Source organism: Pseudomonas phoenicis, from assembly GCF_047302395.1.
GTDB lineage: Bacteria > Pseudomonadota > Gammaproteobacteria > Pseudomonadales > Pseudomonadaceae > Aquipseudomonas.
The window spans coordinates 3,928,863-3,948,522 of sequence record NZ_CP154852.1 but is presented as its reverse complement, the minus strand read 5'-3'; the positions used below and the strand labels follow the sequence as shown (position 1 = coordinate 3,948,522).

18 protein-coding genes are annotated in these 19,660 nt (G+C 66.3%); 10 read left to right on the top strand and 8 right to left on the bottom strand.

Going from position 1 to position 19,660, the window contains the following annotated elements; genetic code table 11:
• The first annotated feature begins 26 nt into the window (after window positions 1-26).
• The 4 genes from AA0Z93_RS17985 (at window position 27) to AA0Z93_RS17970 (ending at window position 4,283) form a co-directional block, all read left to right on the top strand.
• Window positions 27-710: an N-acetyltransferase gene (locus AA0Z93_RS17985; RefSeq protein ID WP_413048405.1), complete on the top strand. Its 684-nt coding sequence runs from the start codon at window positions 27-29 to the stop codon at window positions 708-710.
• Window positions 711-713: 3 nt separating this feature from the next.
• Window positions 714-1,844, top strand: a complete 1,131-nt coding sequence (locus AA0Z93_RS17980; protein WP_413047610.1) for a GNAT family N-acetyltransferase — start codon at window positions 714-716, stop codon at window positions 1,842-1,844.
• A gap of 203 nt (window positions 1,845-2,047) precedes the next feature.
• Complete coding sequence (locus tag AA0Z93_RS17975) at window positions 2,048-3,118, top strand: enoyl-CoA hydratase/isomerase family protein (protein WP_413047611.1); 1,071 nt, start codon at window positions 2,048-2,050, stop codon at window positions 3,116-3,118.
• A 13-nt stretch (window positions 3,119-3,131) separates the two neighbouring features.
• Window positions 3,132-4,283: an acyl-CoA dehydrogenase family protein gene (locus AA0Z93_RS17970; protein WP_413047612.1), complete on the top strand. Its 1,152-nt coding sequence runs from the start codon at window positions 3,132-3,134 to the stop codon at window positions 4,281-4,283.
• Between the two features lie 180 nt (window positions 4,284-4,463).
• Here AA0Z93_RS17970 and AA0Z93_RS17965 read toward each other — a convergent pair whose 3' ends face one another.
• From AA0Z93_RS17965 to AA0Z93_RS17945, 5 genes are all read right to left on the bottom strand, one after another.
• Window positions 4,464-4,661 (bottom strand): hypothetical protein, encoded by a 198-nt coding sequence (locus AA0Z93_RS17965; protein ID WP_413047613.1) that lies wholly within the window; start codon window positions 4,659-4,661, stop codon window positions 4,464-4,466.
• A 143-nt stretch (window positions 4,662-4,804) separates the two neighbouring features.
• Window positions 4,805-5,878: a lipocalin-like domain-containing protein gene (locus AA0Z93_RS17960; protein WP_413047614.1), complete on the bottom strand. Its 1,074-nt coding sequence runs from the start codon at window positions 5,876-5,878 to the stop codon at window positions 4,805-4,807.
• Window positions 5,868-8,339 carry an FtsX-like permease family protein gene (locus tag AA0Z93_RS17955; protein ID WP_413047615.1) on the bottom strand — a complete coding sequence of 824 codons (2,472 nt, stop codon included), beginning with the start codon at window positions 8,337-8,339 and terminating at the stop codon, window positions 5,868-5,870. The genes AA0Z93_RS17960 and AA0Z93_RS17955 overlap by 11 nt, the downstream gene beginning before the upstream one ends.
• Window positions 8,336-9,004 (bottom strand): ABC transporter ATP-binding protein, encoded by a 669-nt coding sequence (locus AA0Z93_RS17950; RefSeq protein ID WP_413047616.1) that lies wholly within the window; start codon window positions 9,002-9,004, stop codon window positions 8,336-8,338. The genes AA0Z93_RS17955 and AA0Z93_RS17950 overlap by 4 nt, the downstream gene beginning before the upstream one ends.
• A gap of 293 nt (window positions 9,005-9,297) precedes the next feature.
• Window positions 9,298-10,179: a LysR substrate-binding domain-containing protein gene (locus AA0Z93_RS17945; protein WP_413047617.1), complete on the bottom strand. Its 882-nt coding sequence runs from the start codon at window positions 10,177-10,179 to the stop codon at window positions 9,298-9,300.
• 144 nt (window positions 10,180-10,323) lie between these two features.
• On the opposite strand from AA0Z93_RS17945, the gene AA0Z93_RS17940 reads away from it, so the two are divergent.
• Window positions 10,324-10,641 (top strand): DUF2388 domain-containing protein, encoded by a 318-nt coding sequence (locus AA0Z93_RS17940; protein WP_296267801.1) that lies wholly within the window; start codon window positions 10,324-10,326, stop codon window positions 10,639-10,641.
• A gap of 65 nt (window positions 10,642-10,706) precedes the next feature.
• Here the strand turns inward: AA0Z93_RS17940 and AA0Z93_RS17935 are convergent, their stop codons facing one another.
• On the bottom strand, window positions 10,707-11,759 hold the full coding sequence (locus AA0Z93_RS17935) for an NAD(P)-dependent alcohol dehydrogenase (protein WP_413047618.1): 1,053 nt from the start codon (window positions 11,757-11,759) through the stop codon (window positions 10,707-10,709).
• Between the two features lie 208 nt (window positions 11,760-11,967).
• On the opposite strand from AA0Z93_RS17935, the gene AA0Z93_RS17930 reads away from it, so the two are divergent.
• Complete coding sequence (locus AA0Z93_RS17930; RefSeq protein ID WP_413047619.1) at window positions 11,968-12,867, top strand: AraC family transcriptional regulator N-terminal domain-containing protein; 900 nt, start codon at window positions 11,968-11,970, stop codon at window positions 12,865-12,867.
• Window positions 12,868-12,870: 3 nt separating this feature from the next.
• On the opposite strand, the gene AA0Z93_RS17925 is transcribed toward AA0Z93_RS17930, so the two are convergent.
• On the bottom strand, window positions 12,871-13,671 hold the full coding sequence (locus AA0Z93_RS17925) for a substrate-binding periplasmic protein (RefSeq protein WP_413047620.1): 801 nt from the start codon (window positions 13,669-13,671) through the stop codon (window positions 12,871-12,873).
• A gap of 196 nt (window positions 13,672-13,867) precedes the next feature.
• Here AA0Z93_RS17925 and AA0Z93_RS17920 point away from each other — a divergent pair, with 196 nt between their 5' ends.
• The 4 genes from AA0Z93_RS17920 to AA0Z93_RS17905 all read left to right on the top strand — a co-directional run bounded on the left by AA0Z93_RS17920 (window position 13,868) and on the right by AA0Z93_RS17905 (window position 18,453).
• The gene (locus AA0Z93_RS17920) at window positions 13,868-14,143 is read left to right on the top strand and encodes a peptidylprolyl isomerase (protein ID WP_413047621.1); all 276 of its coding nucleotides are present in this window, start codon (window positions 13,868-13,870) and stop codon (window positions 14,141-14,143) included.
• 97 nt (window positions 14,144-14,240) lie between these two features.
• Window positions 14,241-16,757, top strand: a complete 2,517-nt coding sequence (locus AA0Z93_RS17915; protein WP_413047622.1) for an autotransporter outer membrane beta-barrel domain-containing protein — start codon at window positions 14,241-14,243, stop codon at window positions 16,755-16,757.
• 128 nt (window positions 16,758-16,885) lie between these two features.
• On the top strand, window positions 16,886-17,704 hold the full coding sequence (locus tag AA0Z93_RS17910; RefSeq protein WP_413047623.1) for an AraC family transcriptional regulator: 819 nt from the start codon (window positions 16,886-16,888) through the stop codon (window positions 17,702-17,704).
• A 131-nt stretch (window positions 17,705-17,835) separates the two neighbouring features.
• Window positions 17,836-18,453, top strand: coding sequence for a LysE family translocator (locus tag AA0Z93_RS17905; protein ID WP_413047624.1), 618 nt, complete (start codon window positions 17,836-17,838; stop codon window positions 18,451-18,453).
• 420 nt (window positions 18,454-18,873) lie between these two features.
• On the opposite strand, the gene AA0Z93_RS17900 is transcribed toward AA0Z93_RS17905, so the two are convergent.
• The gene (locus AA0Z93_RS17900) at window positions 18,874-19,377 is read right to left on the bottom strand and encodes a methylated-DNA--[protein]-cysteine S-methyltransferase (protein ID WP_413047625.1); all 504 of its coding nucleotides are present in this window, start codon (window positions 19,375-19,377) and stop codon (window positions 18,874-18,876) included.
• Window positions 19,378-19,660: the final 283 nt, after the last annotated feature.

Below are 19,660 nucleotides of genomic sequence, written 5' to 3'. Positions count from 1 at the left end.
ACCCACCCCGCCCTGGAGGCATCATGATCTCAGCCTTGAGCACCCTTGAGCAGTACGTCCGACGCAAAGGCCTGCGCGGCGCCGTCAACGGCATCGTGCGGCGTTACGTCTATCGCCATGAACAGCTTCTGTGGATGGAGCGCGACCTGGTGACCCCCGTGCCGCCGCACAGCACCAGACCTGCGCCGCCCTTGCACATGCAACGCATCACGGTGCACAACGCGCCGGCCTTCGCCCGGCACTTCGGCGACCGCGTGCAGACCATGCGCGAACTGGCCGCCGAGGGCCATGTGGGGCTGATGTGGTTGGACGAGGACGGCGACGCCTGCGCCTTCGTCTGGGGCAGTACCCGCGACTACCACGACCGCCACCACTTCGGCTGCTGGTTCTCGGTAAGGCCTGGCGAGTTCTTCCAGTTCGGTGGCGAGTCCATACGCCGTTATTGGGGCACGCCGATTTCCACCGAGGCGCAGCTGTGCCTGTGGCAGGTGATGCGTGCCCAGGGCTGCGAAAAAGTGGTCGATGTGTGTGCGCTGCACAACATCCCGGCGCTGCGTCTGCACTTGCGCATGGGCTACCGCGAACAGGGGCGTATCCAGCACGTGTATCACCTGTTCGGCTACAAGTTTTACCGGCAGAGCCGCTACCACGGCTCGCGCCTGGACTGGCTGCGCAAGGCCGTGGCCACACCGTCGGCGACGGCGGCCTGAGCCATGGCCGTGGAACTGCGCTGGTGCCACTCGCTGAGCGAGGCGAGTTTTCCTGCCGTCGACTACGAGGCGCTGCGCCAGCGCGTGGCCGGCAGTACCCCGTTCAACCACCTGGGCTGGTTGCGTGCAGCCGCCCACGCGCTAGGGCCGCGCCAGGAACTGGCGGTGCTGCTGGGCCATGCGGACGGCGAGCTGCGCCTGTGCCTGCCGCTGGTACGCAGCCGCGAGGCGTTCGGCCCGCTGCGCGTGGCGGTGGTGCGCCACTTGGGCTATCCGCTGAGCGATCGGATCGCGCTGATGAACGAGTTGCCGGTGCAAGCCGCCGGCCAGGTGCTGCGCTGTATCCGCCAGCGCCTGCCGCACGCGCTGCTGCAACTGAGCGAAGTCTGCCCGGCGCTCGCCGACGAGCCTTGGCTGGAGTGCTGGGCCAGGGACAGCTCGGCCTTCGAACGGCGCCTGGGTTGCCGCGTGCCGGTGCATCGCATCAGTGCCGCCGACCGCCAGGAGGTCAGCGGCGACCCGCGCTACAAATTGCGCCGGGCGCGCAAGCGCATCGCTGCCTGCGGCGCGGTGGAGCGCCGCGTGCTGGCCGACGCGGCGAACATCGGCGCACTGCTCGACGCGGTCAGCGCGGTGGAAGACGCCAGTTGGAAAGGCGACGACGCAGTGGGCATCTTCTCCGGCGCACAGCGCCGGCAGTGGATGTACCGAGCGTTCACCGCACTGGCCGCGCAGGGCCAGGTCTGTGCGGTCCTGCTGGAGCTGGACGGACGCTGCATCAGCTACCGCCTGGGCCTGCTAGAAGCTGGGCGCTTCTACGACTACAACCTGGCCTTCCTGCCCGAGCACCGCGACCTGGGCAGCGGCCGGGTCTTGCTCGAAGCGCTGATCCAATGGGGGCTGGACGAAGGCTGGACGTGGATCGATGCCTCGCGGGTGAGCCTGGACAATTCCAGCCATCAATTGCACGAACGGCAGACAGAGTTCATCGAGCACTGGCGCTTGAGCTGCTTCAGCTGGCGGTCTAGCGGGGTCGCGTTGGGCCTGGTCATGCGCGTTTGGCAGTGGCTCAAACTGCGGGGGCTTGGGCGCAGCCTCGCGGTCAAGACACTATCGGTTCGTACAGGGCCTTAGGGTAAGTCAATAGGTCATCTACTCGCCGTCGCTGTCACAAGCACGACGCGCACGCACCCGTAGGGAGAGCCGAGCCCGGCAAAAATGCAGCACCGCGCTGCAGATTTGCCGATTGTCCGGGCCCTTGTGCCCATGCCAGCATCGGCCCACCCCGCGTAGCGCAGCGCTTCCCGGACAACGACAACCACCGCAAGGAGATCGCGATGACCGCACAGGCCCCAACCCCGCCCGCCGCCCAAGTGCTGGCGAGCGTCCGCAACCGCATTGGCCACCTCACCCTGAACCGCCCCGAGGGCCTCAACGCGCTGACCCTGGAGATGGTGCGCAGCCTGCAGCGCCAACTCGACGCCTGGCGCCACGACGACCAAGTGCTGGCCGTGGTGCTGCGCGGCGAAGGCCCGAAAGGCTTTTGCGCCGGCGGCGACATCCGCTCGCTGTACGACAGCTACACAGCCGGCAGCACCTTGCACGAGGTGTTCTTCGAAGAGGAATACGCGCTCGACCTGTGCCTGCACCGCTACCCCAAGCCATTGCTGGTGCTGATGGACGGCTTCACCCTCGGCGGCGGCATGGGCCTGGCGCAGGCGTGCGACTTGCGCGTCGTCACCGAACGCAGCCGTTTGGGCATGCCGGAGGTGGGCATCGGCTACTTCCCCGATGTGGGCGGCAGCTATTTCCTTTCGCGCCTGCCCGGCCAACTGGGCGTCTACCTCGCCGTCACCGGCGGCCAGATCCAGGCGGCCGACGCCCTGTATTGCGGGCTGGCCGACTGGTACCTGCCGAGCGCCACCCTGGCTGAGCTGGACGCGGGCCTGGACCGTGTGCAGTTTGGCAGCTACCCGCTCAAGGATCTGCAAGGGCTGCTCGCCAAGCTCGGTCAGCAGCGTCTGGAAGACGCGCCACTGGCGGCCCTGCGTCCGGCGATAGACCACTATTTCGCACAGGCCGACGTGCCGGCGTTCATCGAACAATTGCGCGCGGTGAACCTCGGCGACAGCCATGCCTGGGCGCTGGCCACCGCCGACCTGCTGGAAACCCGCTCGCCCCTGGCCATGGCGGTGACCTTGGAGCTGGTGCGCCGCGGTCGCGAGCTGACCCTGGAGCAGTGTTTCGCCCAGGAGCTGCATGTCGACCGGCAGTGGTTCGAGCACGGCGACATCATCGAAGGCGTGCGCGCGCTTCTGATCGACAAGGACAAACAACCGCGCTGGAACCCTCCTACGCCCGCCGCCGTGACGGACGCCCAGGTGGCGCGATTCTTCGAAGGCCTTTGACCCGGAGCTGCGCATGCACGACATCGAACTGAACGAAGAGCAGGTGATGATCCGCGACATGGCGCGCGATTTCGCCCGCAACGAGATCGCCCCACATGCCCAGGCCTGGGAAAAAGCGGCCTGGATCGACGACGGCGTGGTGCGCCAGATGGGCGAACTGGGCCTGCTCGGCATGGTGGTACCCGATACCCTGGGCGGCAGCTACACCGACTACGTCGCCTACGCCCTGGCGGTGGAGGAAATCTCCGTGGCCGACGGCGCCACCGGCGCGCTGATGAGCATCCACAACTCGGTGGGCTGCGGACCACTGCTGGCCCATGGCAATGCCGAGCAGCAAGCCACCTGGTTGGCGCGCCTGGCGCGTGGCGAGGTCATCGGCTGCTTCTGCCTGACCGAGCCCCAGGCCGGCTCCGAGGCGCACAACCTGCGCACCCGTGCCGAGCGCGTGGGCGACGAATGGGTACTCAATGGCGCCAAACAGTTCGTCAGCAACGGGCGCCGGGCGGGCTTGGCCATCGTCTTCGCCGTGACCGACCCGGATCTGGGCAAAAAAGGCCTGTCGGCCTTTCTGGTGCCCACGGACACCCCCGGTTTCAATGTCGAGCGCAGCGAACACAAGATGGGCATCCGTGCCAGCGACACCTGCGCGGTCAGCTTGAGCGACTGCCGCATCCCGGCCGCGAACCTGCTCGGCGAGCGCGGCAAGGGCCTGGCCATCGCCCTCTCCAACCTCGAAGGCGGGCGCATCGGCATCGCCGCCCAAGCCCTGGGCATCGCCCGGGCGGCGTTCGAGGCGGCGCTGGGCTATGCCCGTGAGCGGGTGCAGTTCGGCAAGCCGATCGGCGAGCACCAGAGCATCGCCAACCTGCTGGCCGACATGCAGGTGCAGGTCAACGCCGCACGCCTGCTGATCCTGCATGCCGCGCGCCTGCGCAGCGCCGGCCGGCCCTGCTTGTCCGAGGCCTCGCAAGCCAAGCTGTTCGCCTCGGAAATGGCCGAGCGGGTGTGCTCGATGGCGATCCAGGTGCATGGTGGCTATGGCTATCTGGAGGACTACCCGGTCGAGCGCTATTACCGCGATGCGCGCATCACGCAGATCTATGAAGGGTCGAGCGAGATTCAGCGGCTGCTGATTGCGCGGGAGTTGAAGCATTACGCGCTGTAACGCATCGGTATCGCACTGGCCGGGCGAGTAGCCCTGCCGCCCCAAGAGAACCCCTATGAAAACGCCCATACACATTCCGTATGGGCGTTTTCGTGAAGGGGTCGCCAACGTGCAGGCCGTCTGCTTTTCAGCTAAGCGCCCTCGAGCGCTGGGCACCTGTTGCCCTTGCCTGTCGCTGATTCAGCCCAGGCAATTGCGCCGGCTGCATTCGGCCTCGGCTTCGGGCCGGTCCTTCAGGCTCAACGGCAGACGTTGTTTCTCGAGTGTGTCGTACAGGTCGAATCGCGGGTTGCACAGGCTGGCCCATGACAGTGCCCGGCGTTTGTATATGTCCTTTTCGACAGGCAATGCCGGCACGATGACGAAACGTTGTTGCATAAGCGCCCCCCTGGCAATGCGTAACTATTAGCCTGACCATTAGTAGCCTTCAAGTTCACTCATGGTAAGCCGACGAGCGGCATTGATCCAAGCGCGCTTTGCCCGGTTCGATGTTCGCTGAGCGCTGGGGAATACCGGGAACCCTAGCCCGGCGGCGCGTAGCCGGTCATCTCCAGGTACCCGCGCCCGCCGCTAGTGCCTTCGATGCGCACCGGGCCTTCCCAGTAAGGAAATCGGGTGTGCATCCAAGCCTGCGGTTCCAGAGCCTGGACCTCGATGTCCAGTCGCTTGCCCGGCACTTGCACGCGCCAACGGGTCGGTACCACCTGGCCTTCATGCTGGCGCGTGGAAGCTTGCGGCGTTAGCCGGATCTGCTCGCCCTGCAACGGCTCGCTACGGCCATCGGCGCCGATCCAGGTGCCCGCGCGGTAGGGCTTGCCGTGATCCTGGCGCACCTGGAACAACATCAGCTTGGCGCCGCCGTCCAGGTGCAGGGAGAACCAGTCCCACCCCGACTGCCCGGCCGCCAGCGGCTGGCTGCTCCATTCGCGGTCGAGCCAGGCGTTGCCGGTGACGGGGATGCGTTGGCCGCCGCGTTCCACGACCCCGCTGACCTGGTAGAACGGCTGGCTGTAGTAGTAAGACGCCTGACCCTGGCCGGACTTCTCGCTATAGCCATGGTCGCCGTGTAGCACCAAGGGTTTTTGGCTGGCGAGATCGAGGTCGTAGGCGAAGCCCTCGCCTTGGGCGCGCATGTTCAGGTCGCGAATCTGCGCATCGCCGGTCAGCGACCAGTCATCGATCCAGGCGCGCAGGGGCGCGGCCTGCACGCCGGCCTGGCCGATGCCGCCGCGGGCCAGGCGTTCGCTGGACTGATGCCCGCCAGGCCCGGTCAGCGCGGCGTGGGCCATCCACAGGTTGGCGCTGCTCCAGCCGGGCTCGACCGCACCTGGGCGCAGCGCCGAGCGGAACAGGGTCCACTGCACGCCCCAGTCGCGGCCCTGGGCATCGTGCAGGTTGGCGGTGACGTACCACCATTCGATGCGAAAGCCGTCGTGGGCGCCGTGGTCGCGTGGGAACACCAGAGGCACTCCGCGTTGCACCTGGGTGTAGGCGGCCGCCTCCTGACCAAGGCCGGCATAGCTGCGCGCAGGCGGTTCGGGGGCGTCGCATCCGGCCAGGAACAGGCCGAGCAGCAGGCAGCATTCACGCTTCATGGGTGAAGGTCCTCAACAGGTCGGCCGGCTGGCGCCGTGCCAGTTGCCAGAGCGGCCAGGCGCTGGCCGCCAGGCTGGTGAACAGGCCAAGGCCTGCCAGTTGCAGCAATTGCCCGGGGAAGACCATCAACGGCAGGCGCCAGCCGAAGGCCTGCACGTTGACCACCGCCACCAGGCACCAGGCCAGCAACAGCCCCAGGGGCATGGCCAGCAGTACGGTGAGGCTGGCCAGCAGCAGGGTTTGCCAGAGGGACAGGCCGATCAGGCGCAGGCGCGGCACGCCCAGTGCCCAGAGCGGCGCCAGTTGCCCCAGGCGGCTCTGGCCGAGGGTCAGCAGGCTGATGAACAGGGCCAGGCCGGCCACGCCTAGGGTCAGGGTATTGAGCGCGGCGGTAGCGGCAAAGGTGCGGCTGAACACTTCGGTCGACCAGGCCTTCAAGGTGGCCTGCTGCACCAGACGGCTCGGCCCCAGCTCGAAGCGCTCCTGCAACTGTCGCTGCAACGGGCTGAGCTGCTCCGGCGCCACGGCCACGGCAATGCCGCTGAGGCTGGCTTGCGGCACGTGGGCGCGCAGCCAGGGCGCACTGACCAGCACATGGCCTTTCGGGTTGCCGTAGTCGGCGTACAGCCCGACCACCGTCAGCGCTTGGCGGTCGGCATCCGTCGCGGTGGGCAGTTCGACGCTGTCGCCCAACCCCACGTGCAGACGCCGCGCCAGTTGCTCGCTGAGCATCAGCCCAGTGCCGGCGGCCAATTGCGCCCAGGCATCCTCTCGCTGCGCCAGAAGCGGCCAATGCCTGCCATACCAGGGTGCATCGACGATCCCCTGCACCTGCGCCGGCCACTGTTGCAGGCGCAGTTCGGTGCGCCAGGTCGGCAGGCGTGCGCTGACACCGGGCTGTTCGGCCAGCCAGCGGTCGATGGTCTCGGCTTGCTCGCTGTCGCGCGGCGTCAGGTACAGGTCGGCGGACAGGCGCTGATCGAGCCATCCGGTGAAAGTGCGGCGAAAGCCTTCGGTCATGCTGCCGACACCGACGCTGGCGGCCAGGGCCAGCAACAATGCCATCAGCGCCAGGCTGAGCGCAGGCAACTGCTGGCGACTGTCGGCGATGAACCATTGCGCCAGCGGCCGTCGGCACACAAGCGCCAGGCCCGCCAACAGCCGGTCGAGCAACAGCGGCAACAGCAGCGCCGCCGCCAGCAGCAGACAAGCCAACAGGGTGAAGGCACTGGGCAGTCCTTGCCCCCACGCCCAGCAGGCGACGGCGACCGCTGCCAGCCCCAGCGAAGCCAGGGCTTGGCGGTGCAGCCAAGGCCCCTGTGCCCGGCGCCAGGCCTGTGCCTGGGCCAGGGCCAGCAACGGCAGCCGCGCGGCGCGCCAGACCGCGCTGACGCCGGCCAGCAACGCCCCGACCACACTGACCAGCAGGCCGCTGGCCCACCAGGCCGGCGACAGGCTCAACTGCCCGGCGACTTGTGCGCCATAGAGGCCGCGCATGCTGGCAGCCACGTCAGGCAGCAAGGCCGCCGCCAACAGGTAGCCTCCCGCCACGCCGGCCAGCCCGCCGAGCACGGCGAACAGGCCGAGTTCGAGCGCCAGCGCGGCCAGCACCGTGCCCAGATTGACGCCGCAGGCGCGCAAGGTGCGGATCAGGCCACGGCGCTGCTCCAGCGCCAGGCCGATGGCCGCATGGGCGATGAACAGCCCCACGACGAACGCCAGCAAACCCAGGGCCGTGAGGTTCAGGTGAAAGCTTTCGGTCAGCCTCTGCAAGTCGCCATCGTCTTCGGCAGGCGCCACGCGCAACTGCGCGTCGAACTCGCTCGGCAAAGGCCTTGCCGCACCGTCCAGCAACAGCCGCGACACCTGTCCTGGCGCCTGCAAGACGCGCTGCGCCTGGCCGATATCGACGATCACCACGCCCGGCGCCAGGCCTGCCTGCACCTGCAAAGGCGGCAGGCGCACGCCTTCGGCGGTGCTGACGGCGTCGTCCTCATGCAGACCCAACCTGCGCAGGGTGTCCGGGCCGATCCAGGTCTGCCCGGTGGCACCGATGAATGCCGGCAGGTCGAAGCCTTCGGCGCGGGTGCCGGCCACACTGAAGCCGCGGGGCAGGCTCAGCGGCTCGATGCCGATCAGGCGCACGCCCAGTTGTGCGTCGCCGGCCAAGGTGACGCGCCCTTCCAGCACCGGGCTGACCGGCCAGCCGAGCAGACGCAAGCGCACGTACAGGCTCTGGTCGAAACGTTCGTGGGTACGCCCCAGCAGTTGCACCTGGCTGGCCGTGCGCAGCACCGCACTGGCCCGCGCATAGTCGCTGCGCGCTTGGCTGTTGAGCGCCTGCACGCCGGTCCACAGGGTGGTCGCCAGGCACAGGCCGAGAAAGATGCTCACCCCTTGCAGGCGGTGTCTGCGCCAGTGGCTGAGCAGGGTGTGCAGGGCGATGCGCAGGGCGTTCATCGGCTCAGCTCGGGCAGTACCCGTCCGGCCTGCAAGCGGCAACGCCGTTGCAAGCGCTCGGCCAGGCGTTCGCTATGGGTGACCATCAGCACGCTGCTGCCGGCTTCGTCGATCAATTGCAGCATCAGCGCCAGCACTTCTTCGCTGCTGCCCTCGTCGAGGCTGCCGGTGGGTTCGTCGGCCAACAACAGCGCCGGGCGCCCGGCCAGGGCACGGGCGATGGCCACGCGCTGCTGCTGCCCGCCGGAAAGTTGCTCGGGGTAACGCCGCAACAGCGTGACCAAGCCCAGGCGTTCGGCCAGGTAAGTGGCCCAGGTGGGGTCGTGGCGTTCGGCCAGACGCGCCTGGAAGCTAAGGTTGCTGGCCACGTCCAGGCTAGGAATGAGGTTGTACTGCTGGAACACCAGGCCGATGGATTCGCGTCGCCACTGCGCCAGCCCCGCCTCGCTGCGTGCGTCGAGGGCCTGGCCGTGGATGAGGATGCGCCCGCTGTCGGCCCGGTCCAGGCCGGCGATCAGGTGCAGCAAGGTGCTCTTGCCGCTGCCCGACTCGCCCATCAAGGCTAGGCTGCTGTGGGCATCGAGGTGCAGGTCGACGCCTTGCAGCACCGGCAACGGGCCCTGCGCTGTGGGGTAGGTTTTGTGCAGCTTTTCGATGAGCAGCATGGAGCATCCTTGGAATTGAACGGGCGGTGCGAACGGCCGGCTTGCCTGGCGGCGATTGCGCAGCGCCCAACCTGTCGCGCCAACGGCATCACACCTACCCTGTAGGAGCGGCCGGTTCGGCGCTCCGATGAGCCGCGATGGGCTGCAAAGCAGCCCCAGTCGATACCTTTTACAGCTCGACTGGCCAGCATCACAGACCAGGCTTTTTTCGCACACCCGCAGTGCTCAACACGGGCGCTGGTCGCGTGCACCTTCCAATGGACCCTATGCTGGCCAAGGGGTGCGGTCGGGAATCAGTGGGCGGCGCTGTGCAGCAGTTCGCCGAGCACCTCGGCCAGGGCCTTGACCATGACGTCGGCGGTGGGGCGATGGACCAGGACGATTTCATAGCTGTCCACTTCCGGCAGCCCTTCCCTGGCGCCCAATACACGATGCATGGCCGTGGCCGCGCGCGGCGGCAGCAGGCTGATGCCCATGCCGTCGGCCACCGCCGCCTGCAAGCCGCTGAGGCTGGAGCTGGTGAAGCTGATGCGCCACGCACGGCTCATGGCTTCCAGGGCGTTGATCATGTCGTCGCGGTACAAGCCACGGGGCGGAAAGGTCACCAGGGGCACGGGATCGAGGCCGAAAGCCGGCGCGTGGGCGCTGTCGACCCATTGCAGGCGCTCCGGCCAGCGCGCCACGCTGTCGCGGGCATTGCGCCGCTGCTTGAGCAGGACCAGGTCGAGCTCGCCGTTGTCATAGGCCTGGCTGAGGTCGCGGCACAGGCCGCTGGTGACTTCGAGCTTGACCTGCGCATGCTGCCGGGCGAATGCCGCCAGGGCGGTGGTCGTGGGGCCGCCGACGAAGTCCTCCGGCACACCCAGGCGTACGGTCACACCGACCCGTGCGCCGGCCAGGGCTTCGAGCATCTGATCGTTGAGCGCAAGCATGTGCCGGGCGTAACCGAGCAAGGTCTGCCCGGCATCGGTGGGCAGCACGTCGCGGTTGCCGCGCACCAGCAGGCGGTGGCCGACCATGTCTTCCAGGCGGCGGACTTTCTGGCTGATGGTCGATTGCGTGGAATGCAGGCGCGCGGCGGCGGTGGTGAAGCTGCCGCAGTCGGCGACCACCACTACAGCGCGCAGCAGGTCGAGATCGAACAGGGCTCTAGTGGCTTTGGTAATGGCAGGCATCGGGGCATTGGGCTGGCGAATGGCAGGTGCGGGTTCTAACACGGCAACCGGCCGGCGGCAACGCCGGTGGAACTCACCCCCCGGTTTGGCGCTCAAAAATGCGTGCCCACCCTCGGCACCCCCATTCCCTCCGGAGGTTTCGCCATGCGTCAGCTCATTCTCGTTCCTGCTCTCATGCTCCTGTTGCCTGCCGGCGCAGCCTTTGCCCGTGTCGATGGCCGCGATGTCGCCACGTCGGCCGGCGTATCCGCGTCGCTCTATTCCACCTTCAAGGATGACAAGCGTATCCTGCCAGCCCGCGACGACCTGTCGGCCTTCGTCGCCAGCGGTGGCGCGATTCGCGGTGCCTACGTCGAATCGGCCCTGCAGCAAGTGCGTCAGGCCAACCCAGGCCTGCAGATCGGTGACGAAGAGCTGGCCCAGGCCATTCTGTCGCAGGACGATCCGCTCGCCGCCAACTGAGTCGGCCGAAACGAAAAAAGCCCGGTGCCACCGCAATGGCCCCGGGCTTTTTCATGCCTGTGCGATTAGGCCTTCAGCGTGGCCATGTCGATCACGAAGCGGTACTTCACGTCGCCCGCGATCATGCGCTCGTAGGCTTCGTTGATATTGCGGATGTCGAGCATCTCGATGTCGCAGCTGACCTTGTGCTCGGCGCAGAAGTCCAGTACTTCCTGGGTTTCGGCGATGCCACCGATCAGGGAGCCGGCGATCACCCGGCGCTTGAGCACCAGGTTGGCGGCATGCACCGGTGGCTCGACGGGTTCGATCAGGCCGACCAGGATGTGCACGCCGTCGAAGGTCAGGGTTTCCAGGTAGGGGTTGAGGTCGTGCTGCACCGGAATGGTGTCGAGCAGGAAGTCGAAGCGGCCGGCGGCGGCACGCATCTGCTCCTCGTCGGTGGACACGATCACATGGTCGGCGCCCTGGCGACGGGCCTCTTCGGCCTTGGCCTGGGAACGGGTGAACAGGGTCACTTCGGCGCCCAAGGCCTTGGCCAGCTTGATGCCCATGTGGCCCAGGCCGCCCATGCCGAGGATGCCGACCTTGTGCCCTGGGCCGACGCCATGGTGCTTGAGCGGCGAGTAGGTGGTGATGCCGGCGCACAGGATGGGCGCGGCGGCGGCCAGGTCCAGGCCTTCGGGGATGCGCACCACGAAGTGTTCGCTGACCACGATGCTGTTGGAGTAGCCGCCCATGGTGTTGCTGCCGTCGACGCGGTCGGGGGTGGCGTAGGTCATGGTCGGGCCTTCCTGGCAATATTGCTCCAGGTCGGATTTGCAGGCTTTGCACGTGCGGCAGGAATCGACCATGCAGCCGACGCCGACCATGTCGCCGACTTTGTAGGCGGTGACGTCGCTGCCGACCGCGGTGACCCGGCCGATGATTTCGTGGCCGGGCATCAGCGGGTAGACGGCGATGCCCCATTCGTTGCGGGCCTGGTGGATGTCGGAGTGGCACACGCCGCAATAGAGGATTTCGAGGGCGACATCGTCCGGACGGGGGGTGCGGCGTTCGAACGTCATGGGGGCCAGGGGGCTGGTGGGGGTTTGCGCGGCATAACCGATGGCGGTGTACATGCTGGACCTCGCGGGCAAGTGACAGACGGAAATCGTTGCGAACGACGTTAATCGTTTCAGGTGAACCATTGTGCCCATTCGGGCCAGGCCAGCCCATTGCAGATTCTCCGGCAGGCTTGCCTGATTCTCCGAAAATTTCTCCATTGTGCTGGCGCAATAGGTTCAATCTGCGATCATCCGCCTGTCTGATTCTCTACCTGGGTTTTCCATGGAGCTCACCCGTCATGTCGATGCCAACGCCCGGCTGTGCAAACTGATCGGCGCCCTCACCACACGGCCCGGCTTCGTGCCTACGCACTTGCCGCAGGTGCAGGTACTGAGCTGGGACCATTACGTGGCCAGCAGCCCGCAGATCTACGAGCCGAGCCTGATGATCCTCGCCCAGGGCAGCAAACTGGCGCGCCTCGGGCCGCGCACCCTGGAGTACGGTGCCGGGCATTACCTGGTGCAGGCGCTGTCGGTGCCGTTCATGTGCGAGACCTTCGCCACCCCCGACGCACCGCTGCTGGGCGTGGCGGTGGACATCGACCGCAACGTGTTGGCCGAACTGGTGCAACAACTGCCGCCTACCGACCGCGTGCAGGCGCAGACGCCGCAGTCGATGACCTCGGCAGCCCTGGACGCACCGATGCGCGCCAGCGTCGAGCGGCTGCTGACCTGCCTGCAAGACCCGCTGGACGCCCAGGTGCTCGGCCCGGGCCGGGTGCGCGAAGTGCTCTATACCGCCCTGCGCGGGCCCCAGGCGGGCGTGCTGCGCGCACTGGTGGAGCAACAGGGACATTTCGCCAGAATCGGCGCCGCGTTGAGTTTCTTGCGCGAGCACTACCCCGAACCGCTCGGCGTCGAAGCCCTGGCCGAGCGCGCCAACATGAGCGTGTCGACCTTCCACGAGCACTTCAAACGCTGCACGGAACTGGCGCCGATGCAGTACCTCAAGCGTCTGCGCCTGCTCAAGGCACAGCAGATGCTGCTGGGCGAAGGCGTGGGCGTGGCCCAGGCGGCGCATCGGGTGGGCTACCAGAGCACGTCGCAGTTCAGCCGAGAGTACAAACGGCAGTTCGCCCGCAGCCCTGGCGAAGAACAGCCCTACCAGAGCCTGCCGGTGTGAGTTTCAGGGCTGGGCAGGCGACTGGACGTTCCAGCGCTCGAGGTTGCGCGTGACCCACTGCTCGGCCAAGTCGCCGTCGGCCAACCCTTGCATCAATGCCGACAGTTTTTCGCGCAGCGCCTGGGTATTGCATGGCGAGGCCTTGGACAACGCCAGGTACAGGCCTTCGCTGGAGATCGGCGGCTCCAGCACGCGCAATGCCTGATCGATCCCCAGGCGTTGGGACAGCGCAGCCCCTGGATAGCGTTCGTAGACCAGGTAGTCGTTGCGCTTGTGCAAGAGTTTTTCGAAGGCCTGGTTGGCGCTGGGCACAGGCTCCAGGTCCAGGTTGGCCTGGGCATATTCGTCGAAAGCCTGCCCGTAGCTGTTGTCGACCAAAGTGCCGCCGGTACGGCCTTTGAGGTCGGACCACTGTCGATAGGCGAAGACCTCGTCGCGACGTACCCAGACCATGCTCGGTGTGGAGAGAAAGGCTGGCTGGATGAAGTCCACATCCTGCTCGCGCTCGTCGGTGCGGAAATAGCCGGCGATGCCATCGATACGGCCCAGCCGCACCTCTTCCTGGGCCCGTGGCCAGGGCCCGACATCGCGCACCTGCACGCGCAACCCCAGCTTGCTGCCCAGATAGTGCATCAGGTCGGCGTTGGCGCCGATCAGCTGCCCGGGCATGTTCGGATCGCGCCACAGATAGGGCGGGTATTCCGGGTTGCCGGTCACGACGAGTTCGGCGCAGTCCTCTTGCGCCTGTGCGCACGACAAGCCCATCAACCAAGCCACCAACCAACACGCGCGGCGTTCGAGCATCGACGACTTCCTTGGCAAGGGTGTGCGGACAGCATTGATGCTAGTACAGAGTGACTAGCCCATAGGTCGCTTCGAAACCGGGCTGTGAGCGATGTCTCATTTGCCTGGCGCTCGCCTTCGGGACCGCCGGGCGGGCACAGCCCCGCCACATTGGGCATAATGGCCGCCATTTTTTCGCACGCTGCGCAGGACACCCATGAAAGCCCAAGCCCGCCACATTCTGGTCAAAACCGCCGCCGAGGCCGAACAGCTCAAGCAGCGCATCGACAAGGGCGAAGCCTTCGACGTACTGGCCCGCAAGTTCTCCACCTGCCCTTCGGGCAAGCGCGGCGGGGATCTTGGCGAGATCCGGCCGGGGCAGATGGTCGGGGCCATCGATCAGGTGATCTTCAGGAAGCCGCTGCGGGTGGTGCATGGGCCGGTCAAGAGCAAGTTCGGCTATCACTTGGTGCAGGTGTTCTACCGCGACTGAACGCTCGCCTTGAGGTCGCCACCTGACATTTTTGCCAGTTGTCACCTTTTTGGCGCACGCCCAGTCTTGAGGCGATCCTCTGACATGGAATCGCCCCATGCGCCCATTATTTAAGGCTACCGGCCTTACCCTCGCCTCGTTTATCTCCCCCGATCTTTACGCCGCTTGCACGTTCAACCCCGGACCGGGTAACGACGCCTACGTCTGCGACAGCGGCAGCGCGCCGGGGTTGGTCGACTTGCAGGGCCACAACAGCCTCAGCCTGCCGGCCGGCGGCACCGGTCTGATCGCGGGCGACGTAACGTTCGGACCTGGCGAAGACGCGTTGGACATGGCTTCCGGCCGTATCGAGGGATCGGTCAATCAAGGCGCGGGCATCGACACCTTCACCATGACAGGTGGCGTGATTACGGGCGGCGTCAATCAGGGCGATGGCCTCGACCGCTTTTTCCTGCGTGACGGCTGGATCGTCGGCACGTTCGACAGTGGCGATTACGCAGAAATGGATGGCGGCCGCATCGGCACCGTGAACATGCGCCTGGACCAGAACACGTTTCTCATGCGTGGTGGCATCATCGACCGCAACCTGGTGACGGGCTTCGACCGCGACTACGTCGAGCGGTTCGACGGTGCCATCGGCGGCAACATCAGCGTCAGCGGTGGTGACGATCAGGTGCTGATCCACGGCGGCAGTGTGGGCGGTGACGTACTCCTGAGCACTGGCAACGATCGGTTCACCTGGGACGGCGGCACCATCGCCGGGCTCGTGCAGATGGGCCCCGGGGACGATCGGGCGCTGCTGCGCCAGCTTGGCCCTGAGCAACTGCGCATCACCGTGGACGGCGGCGAGGGTCTGGACTCGTTGCGTTTCGAGCAGAGCCAGGCGAGTCAAGGCACCCTGTATCCGAACTGGGAACGGGTCGAACTGGCTGACGCTAGCCGTTTCACGCTCGATGACGATTGGGTACTGGGCGATGCTACTAGCGATAGCGGCAATCTGAATATCGATGCCACAAGCGCATTGCGCTCGCGCAGTGGGTCGATCAGTCCGTTCGCCGCCGATGCTTCAGCGTCCCTCGACAACGCGGGGCTGATCGACCTCAGCAGCCGCGACGGGTTGGGTCGTCTGACGGTACAGGGCAACTATGTCGGCAGCGACGGCGTACTCAAGCTCAACAGTGTGCTCGCCGGCGATGATGCGCCTTCCGATCGTCTGGTGGTCAACCAAGGCAGCATCGACGGCAGGACGCTGCTTGTGGTCGACAACCTGGGCGGGGTAGGCGCTACGACGACGATCAACGGCATTCAGGTGGTCGAAGCTGGTCAGGGCAGTACCAGTACGGCAACGGCCTTCGTCCAGACCCAGACGCTGTCGGCGGGTGCTTACGACTACCGGCTGTTCAAGGGGGGGCTCACAGCAGGCAGCGAAAACAGCTGGTACCTGCGTTCGACTCTGGCAGCGCCCGTGGTGGTGCAGGTGCCGCCTACGCAGACTCCGGTGGTCGTTCCCCCTGGCGAGGCACCGGTCGATCCGCCTGTGGTCATACCACCCACCGCGCCACAGGTGGTACAGCCCCCGGCCACCACACCGCCGGTGGCCGCCCCTGCACCGGGGCAACCTGAGCTGCCCGTTGCAGCTGCAAGCGACAGCGTGCCGCTGTATCGGCCGGAAGTGCCGGTCTATGGTGTGGCACCGCGCGCCGCCGCGCTGACCGCTCGACAAGCGCTGGGCACTTTCCACCAGCGCCAGGGCGACCAGCGTTTGCTGACCGGATCCGGGGCGTTGCCTGCCAGTTGGGGTCAGGCCTACGGTGGTCGCACACGCCAGCAATGGAGCGGCACGGTCAACCCCGGCCTGGACGGCGATATCGCCGGCTGGCGGGCCGGTCAAGATCTGTTCGCCTTCAGCACCGACGGCGGCTATCGCCAGCAGTTCGGCTTCTACGTCGGCCACAGCCGACTCGACGCAGACGTCAAGGGCTTCGCCCTGGCTCAGGAAAACCGCCAGGTCGGCGACCTGCGGTTGGATACAGACAGCATCGCAGGCTATTGGACCGTGGTCGGACCCCAGCTGGGGTACTTCGACGCTGTGGTGCAGTACAGCCGTTTGGATGGCCGTGCACGCTCCGACCGTGGCGGGCGTCTGGACCTGGACGGCAATGTATGGACGGTTTCTTTGGAGAGCGGCTATCCCATCGCGCTCTCGTCGCGTTGGTACCTGGAACCACAGGCGCAGGTCATCGCCCAGCGCACCCAGGTGGAAGGCGTACGCGACCAGGTCTCGCAGGTGGACTTCGATGCGCAAACCGAATTGACCGCCCGCCTTGGCGCCCGCGTGGCAGGCGATTTGCCTTTAGAGGGTGCTGCCTCGCTGCAACCCTACATGCAGGTCAACCTGTGGCATGGAGACGGTGGGCGCGACACCCTGGAGTTCGATCGACGCGACCGCCTCAAGACCGATTACCGACATACCTCGATGCAGGTCGAGACCGGCCTGGTAGCGGTGCTGAGCGAGCGTTTCAGCGTGCACGGCGGCGTGCACTACAGTCAGGACCTCGATGGCAGGGAGCAGCGAGGCATCGGTGCGAATATGGGCCTGCGCTGGAACTATTGACCCAGACACGCCTGCGTCGCTGTTCCACAGGCCTTGGCATAGCGCGTCGAAGCTCGCGCCCGGCGCGACGAATGACCGGTATGGTGTCCAGGGGGTAGACTTCCCCATGCCCTCCATCACGTGCTCCATTGCCCATGACTGACCGCCGACACTGGAACGATCCTGCCCTGCCCTTCGTCGAAGCGCGCCGTGCCTGCCACAGCCGCGCTTGTTACAAGGCACACAGCCATCCGACATTCTCCATTGGGGCGGTGGATTCCGGGGTCAGCCATTTCTCCGGCGCCGGGCCCGGCAGCAAACGCCTGACGGCCGGTACGCTGGTACTGGTGCCGGCGCAGCGGGTGCATGCCTGCAACCCCGAGCCGGGTGGCGCGTGGAGTTATCAGATGCTGCATCTGGACGCCGAGTGGCTGCTGCGTCTGCGGCACGAGCGTGGCATTGCCGTCCAGGGGGCCGGCACGGCGGCGCTGGTCACGCGGGATGCAGCCCTGTACCGGCAGTTCTGCCAATTGACCGCTCTGCTGTTTTCCGAAGCCAGTGTCTTGGAGAAGGAAATCGCTCTGGTTGATTTCATTGGCGACCATGACGAACGGGCCTTCGCAGCCCTGCCCATGGCACCCGCCGAGGATGCCGCCGCGCTGAACCTGGAAGAAGGCTTGCAGGGCTTGGCCGACGAGCGATTGGCGCATTTGAGCCTGGAGGATCTGGCGCGCTGGGCTGGGCTGGGTCGCTATGCCTTGATCCGCGCCTGTCGCCGCGCAACCGGAATGACACCCCATGCCTGGCTGTTGAACGCGCGTATCAACCGGGCACGGGTGCTGCTGCGCCAGGGCGGCGATCTGGCGGAGGTGGCCTACCGCTTGGGGTTTGCCGACCAGAGCCACTTCCAGCGGGTGTTCAAGGTGCATGCCGGCACTACGCCGGGGGCCTATCGCGCAGGACGTTGAGCGATTTTTGTAGAGCTGGCTCTACTTGGCTTAGACACCGCCCCCATCACCATTGCCCTCGCACTATTGTTCAATACAACCCCTCCCGCTCCGCGCGACTCTGCGGCCTCATCCATTCACGAGTCCGCCCCATGGAACAATTCCTGCTCATCGCCCTCGCCCACTTCCTCGCGCTGCTGTCGCCCGGTCCGGATTTTTTCCTGGTGGTGCGCAACGCCGCAACGTCCGGCTGGCGCGTCGCCAGCGGCGCCTGCTTGGGGATCGCCCTGGCCAATGGCGTGTTCATCGGCATGGCCTTCGCCGGGCTATCGCTGTTGCATGAGGACAGCGCGTTGTTCGTCGTCCTGCAACTGGCCGGCTGCGCTTATCTGCTGTACATCGGCGGGCTGTTCTTGCGTCACGCCAGCCAGCGATCGCCGTTGACGGCCAATGCGACAGCAAGCGCGCGACGCGGCTGGTGGAGCAATCTGGGGGCGGGCTTCGTCTGCGCCATCCTCAACCCGAAGAACGCGCTGTTCTATGCAAGCCTGGCGAGTATGGTCAGCGCCAGCAGCCTGGGTTGGAAGCTGGCCTACGCGGGATGGATGTTCGGCATCGTGCTGCTGTGGGATTTGCTGGTGGCAGCGGCGTTTGGCCGCAACACGGTGCGCCAGCGCTTCGAACGTGCCTTGCCGACGCTGCAACGGGTGTCGGGGGTGATGTTGATCGCGCTTGCGCTGGGGGTGCTGGCACATTTGATTGCGGCTTGAGCGCGAATTTGCAGGCGCTGTCTATTCGGCGCTCCGATCAGCCGCGGTGGGCCGCCAAGCAACCCTTTACCCTATAAGCGAGTTCGCCGAACCCTGCACGTCGCATGGACTAGGGCGGCGATGCCGCCCATCGCGGCTGAAGCCGCTCCAACAGAAGTTCGATGCCATGTAGGAGCGTCCGGTTCGGCGCTCCGATCAGCCGCGATGGCCGGCATCGCCGGCCCAATGGCCATGGCACCATCGACCTGGCCTCGGCACATCGCCTGAACAAGACCCACGGGTGAGTGATGACAGCTGACTTCTGCATGGCTGCATGGCTGCATGACAGCTGACTTCTGCATGGCTGCATCTGTCCACTGCAGTGCTCGCGCCGTGGGCATGACAGATACCCCCGGATACCGCCCGAAGTGCCCTACGGGATCAGACCGCCTCACTCTGCACGGCATGACCGCCTTCGAGCTTGAGCAGCAACTGCTTGGCTGGCAGGCCGCCGGCGAAGCCGGTCAGGCGCCCCGAAGCACCGATCACGCGGTGGCACGGCGCGACGATGGAAATGGGATTGCGACCATTGGCAGCACCGACGGCGCGCACGGCCTGGGGTTTGCCGATCTGGCGGGCGATTTCGCCGTAGCTGCGGGTTTCGCCGAAGGGGATGGTCAGCAGCGCCGACCAGACTTCGCGCTGGAAATCGGTGCCGGTGAAGTCCAACGGCAAATCGAAGCGTTGACGCGAGCCGGCGAAATATTCGCCCAGTTGGCGGGCCGTTTCCTGCAACAGCGAGTGCTCGTCGTCGCGCTGCAAAGCGCCCAGACGTACACGGTTTTCACGCTCGTTCTCCCAGAGCACGGCAGCGAGGTGTTCGTCACGTGCCACCAGGGTGAGCACGCCCACGGGAGATGCCATCAGGGTGTAGGAGCAAGACATAGGAGGACTCCGCTAGTTGAACGCAGACCAGAGGGGAAAAGCCCGCCGCAGGATGCCGACTTCTCCAAGGGTGTACCAAACTAGCAGGTCGGCTTGAGGTTTGCGACCAACGGCCCTCCAGCGCTTGCGCATTCTGGAAGGCCGCCGATGCGGTTAGAGAAATGCTTGGGATGTGTGGCCTGCGCTCCGGCCTGCCCGCGCATCTGCTGGCGAGAGGTTCGATGCGATCGGCGGCTCAACCCACCCTTCCAACGAAGACCGCAGCGCGACCTGGCGCGAATGG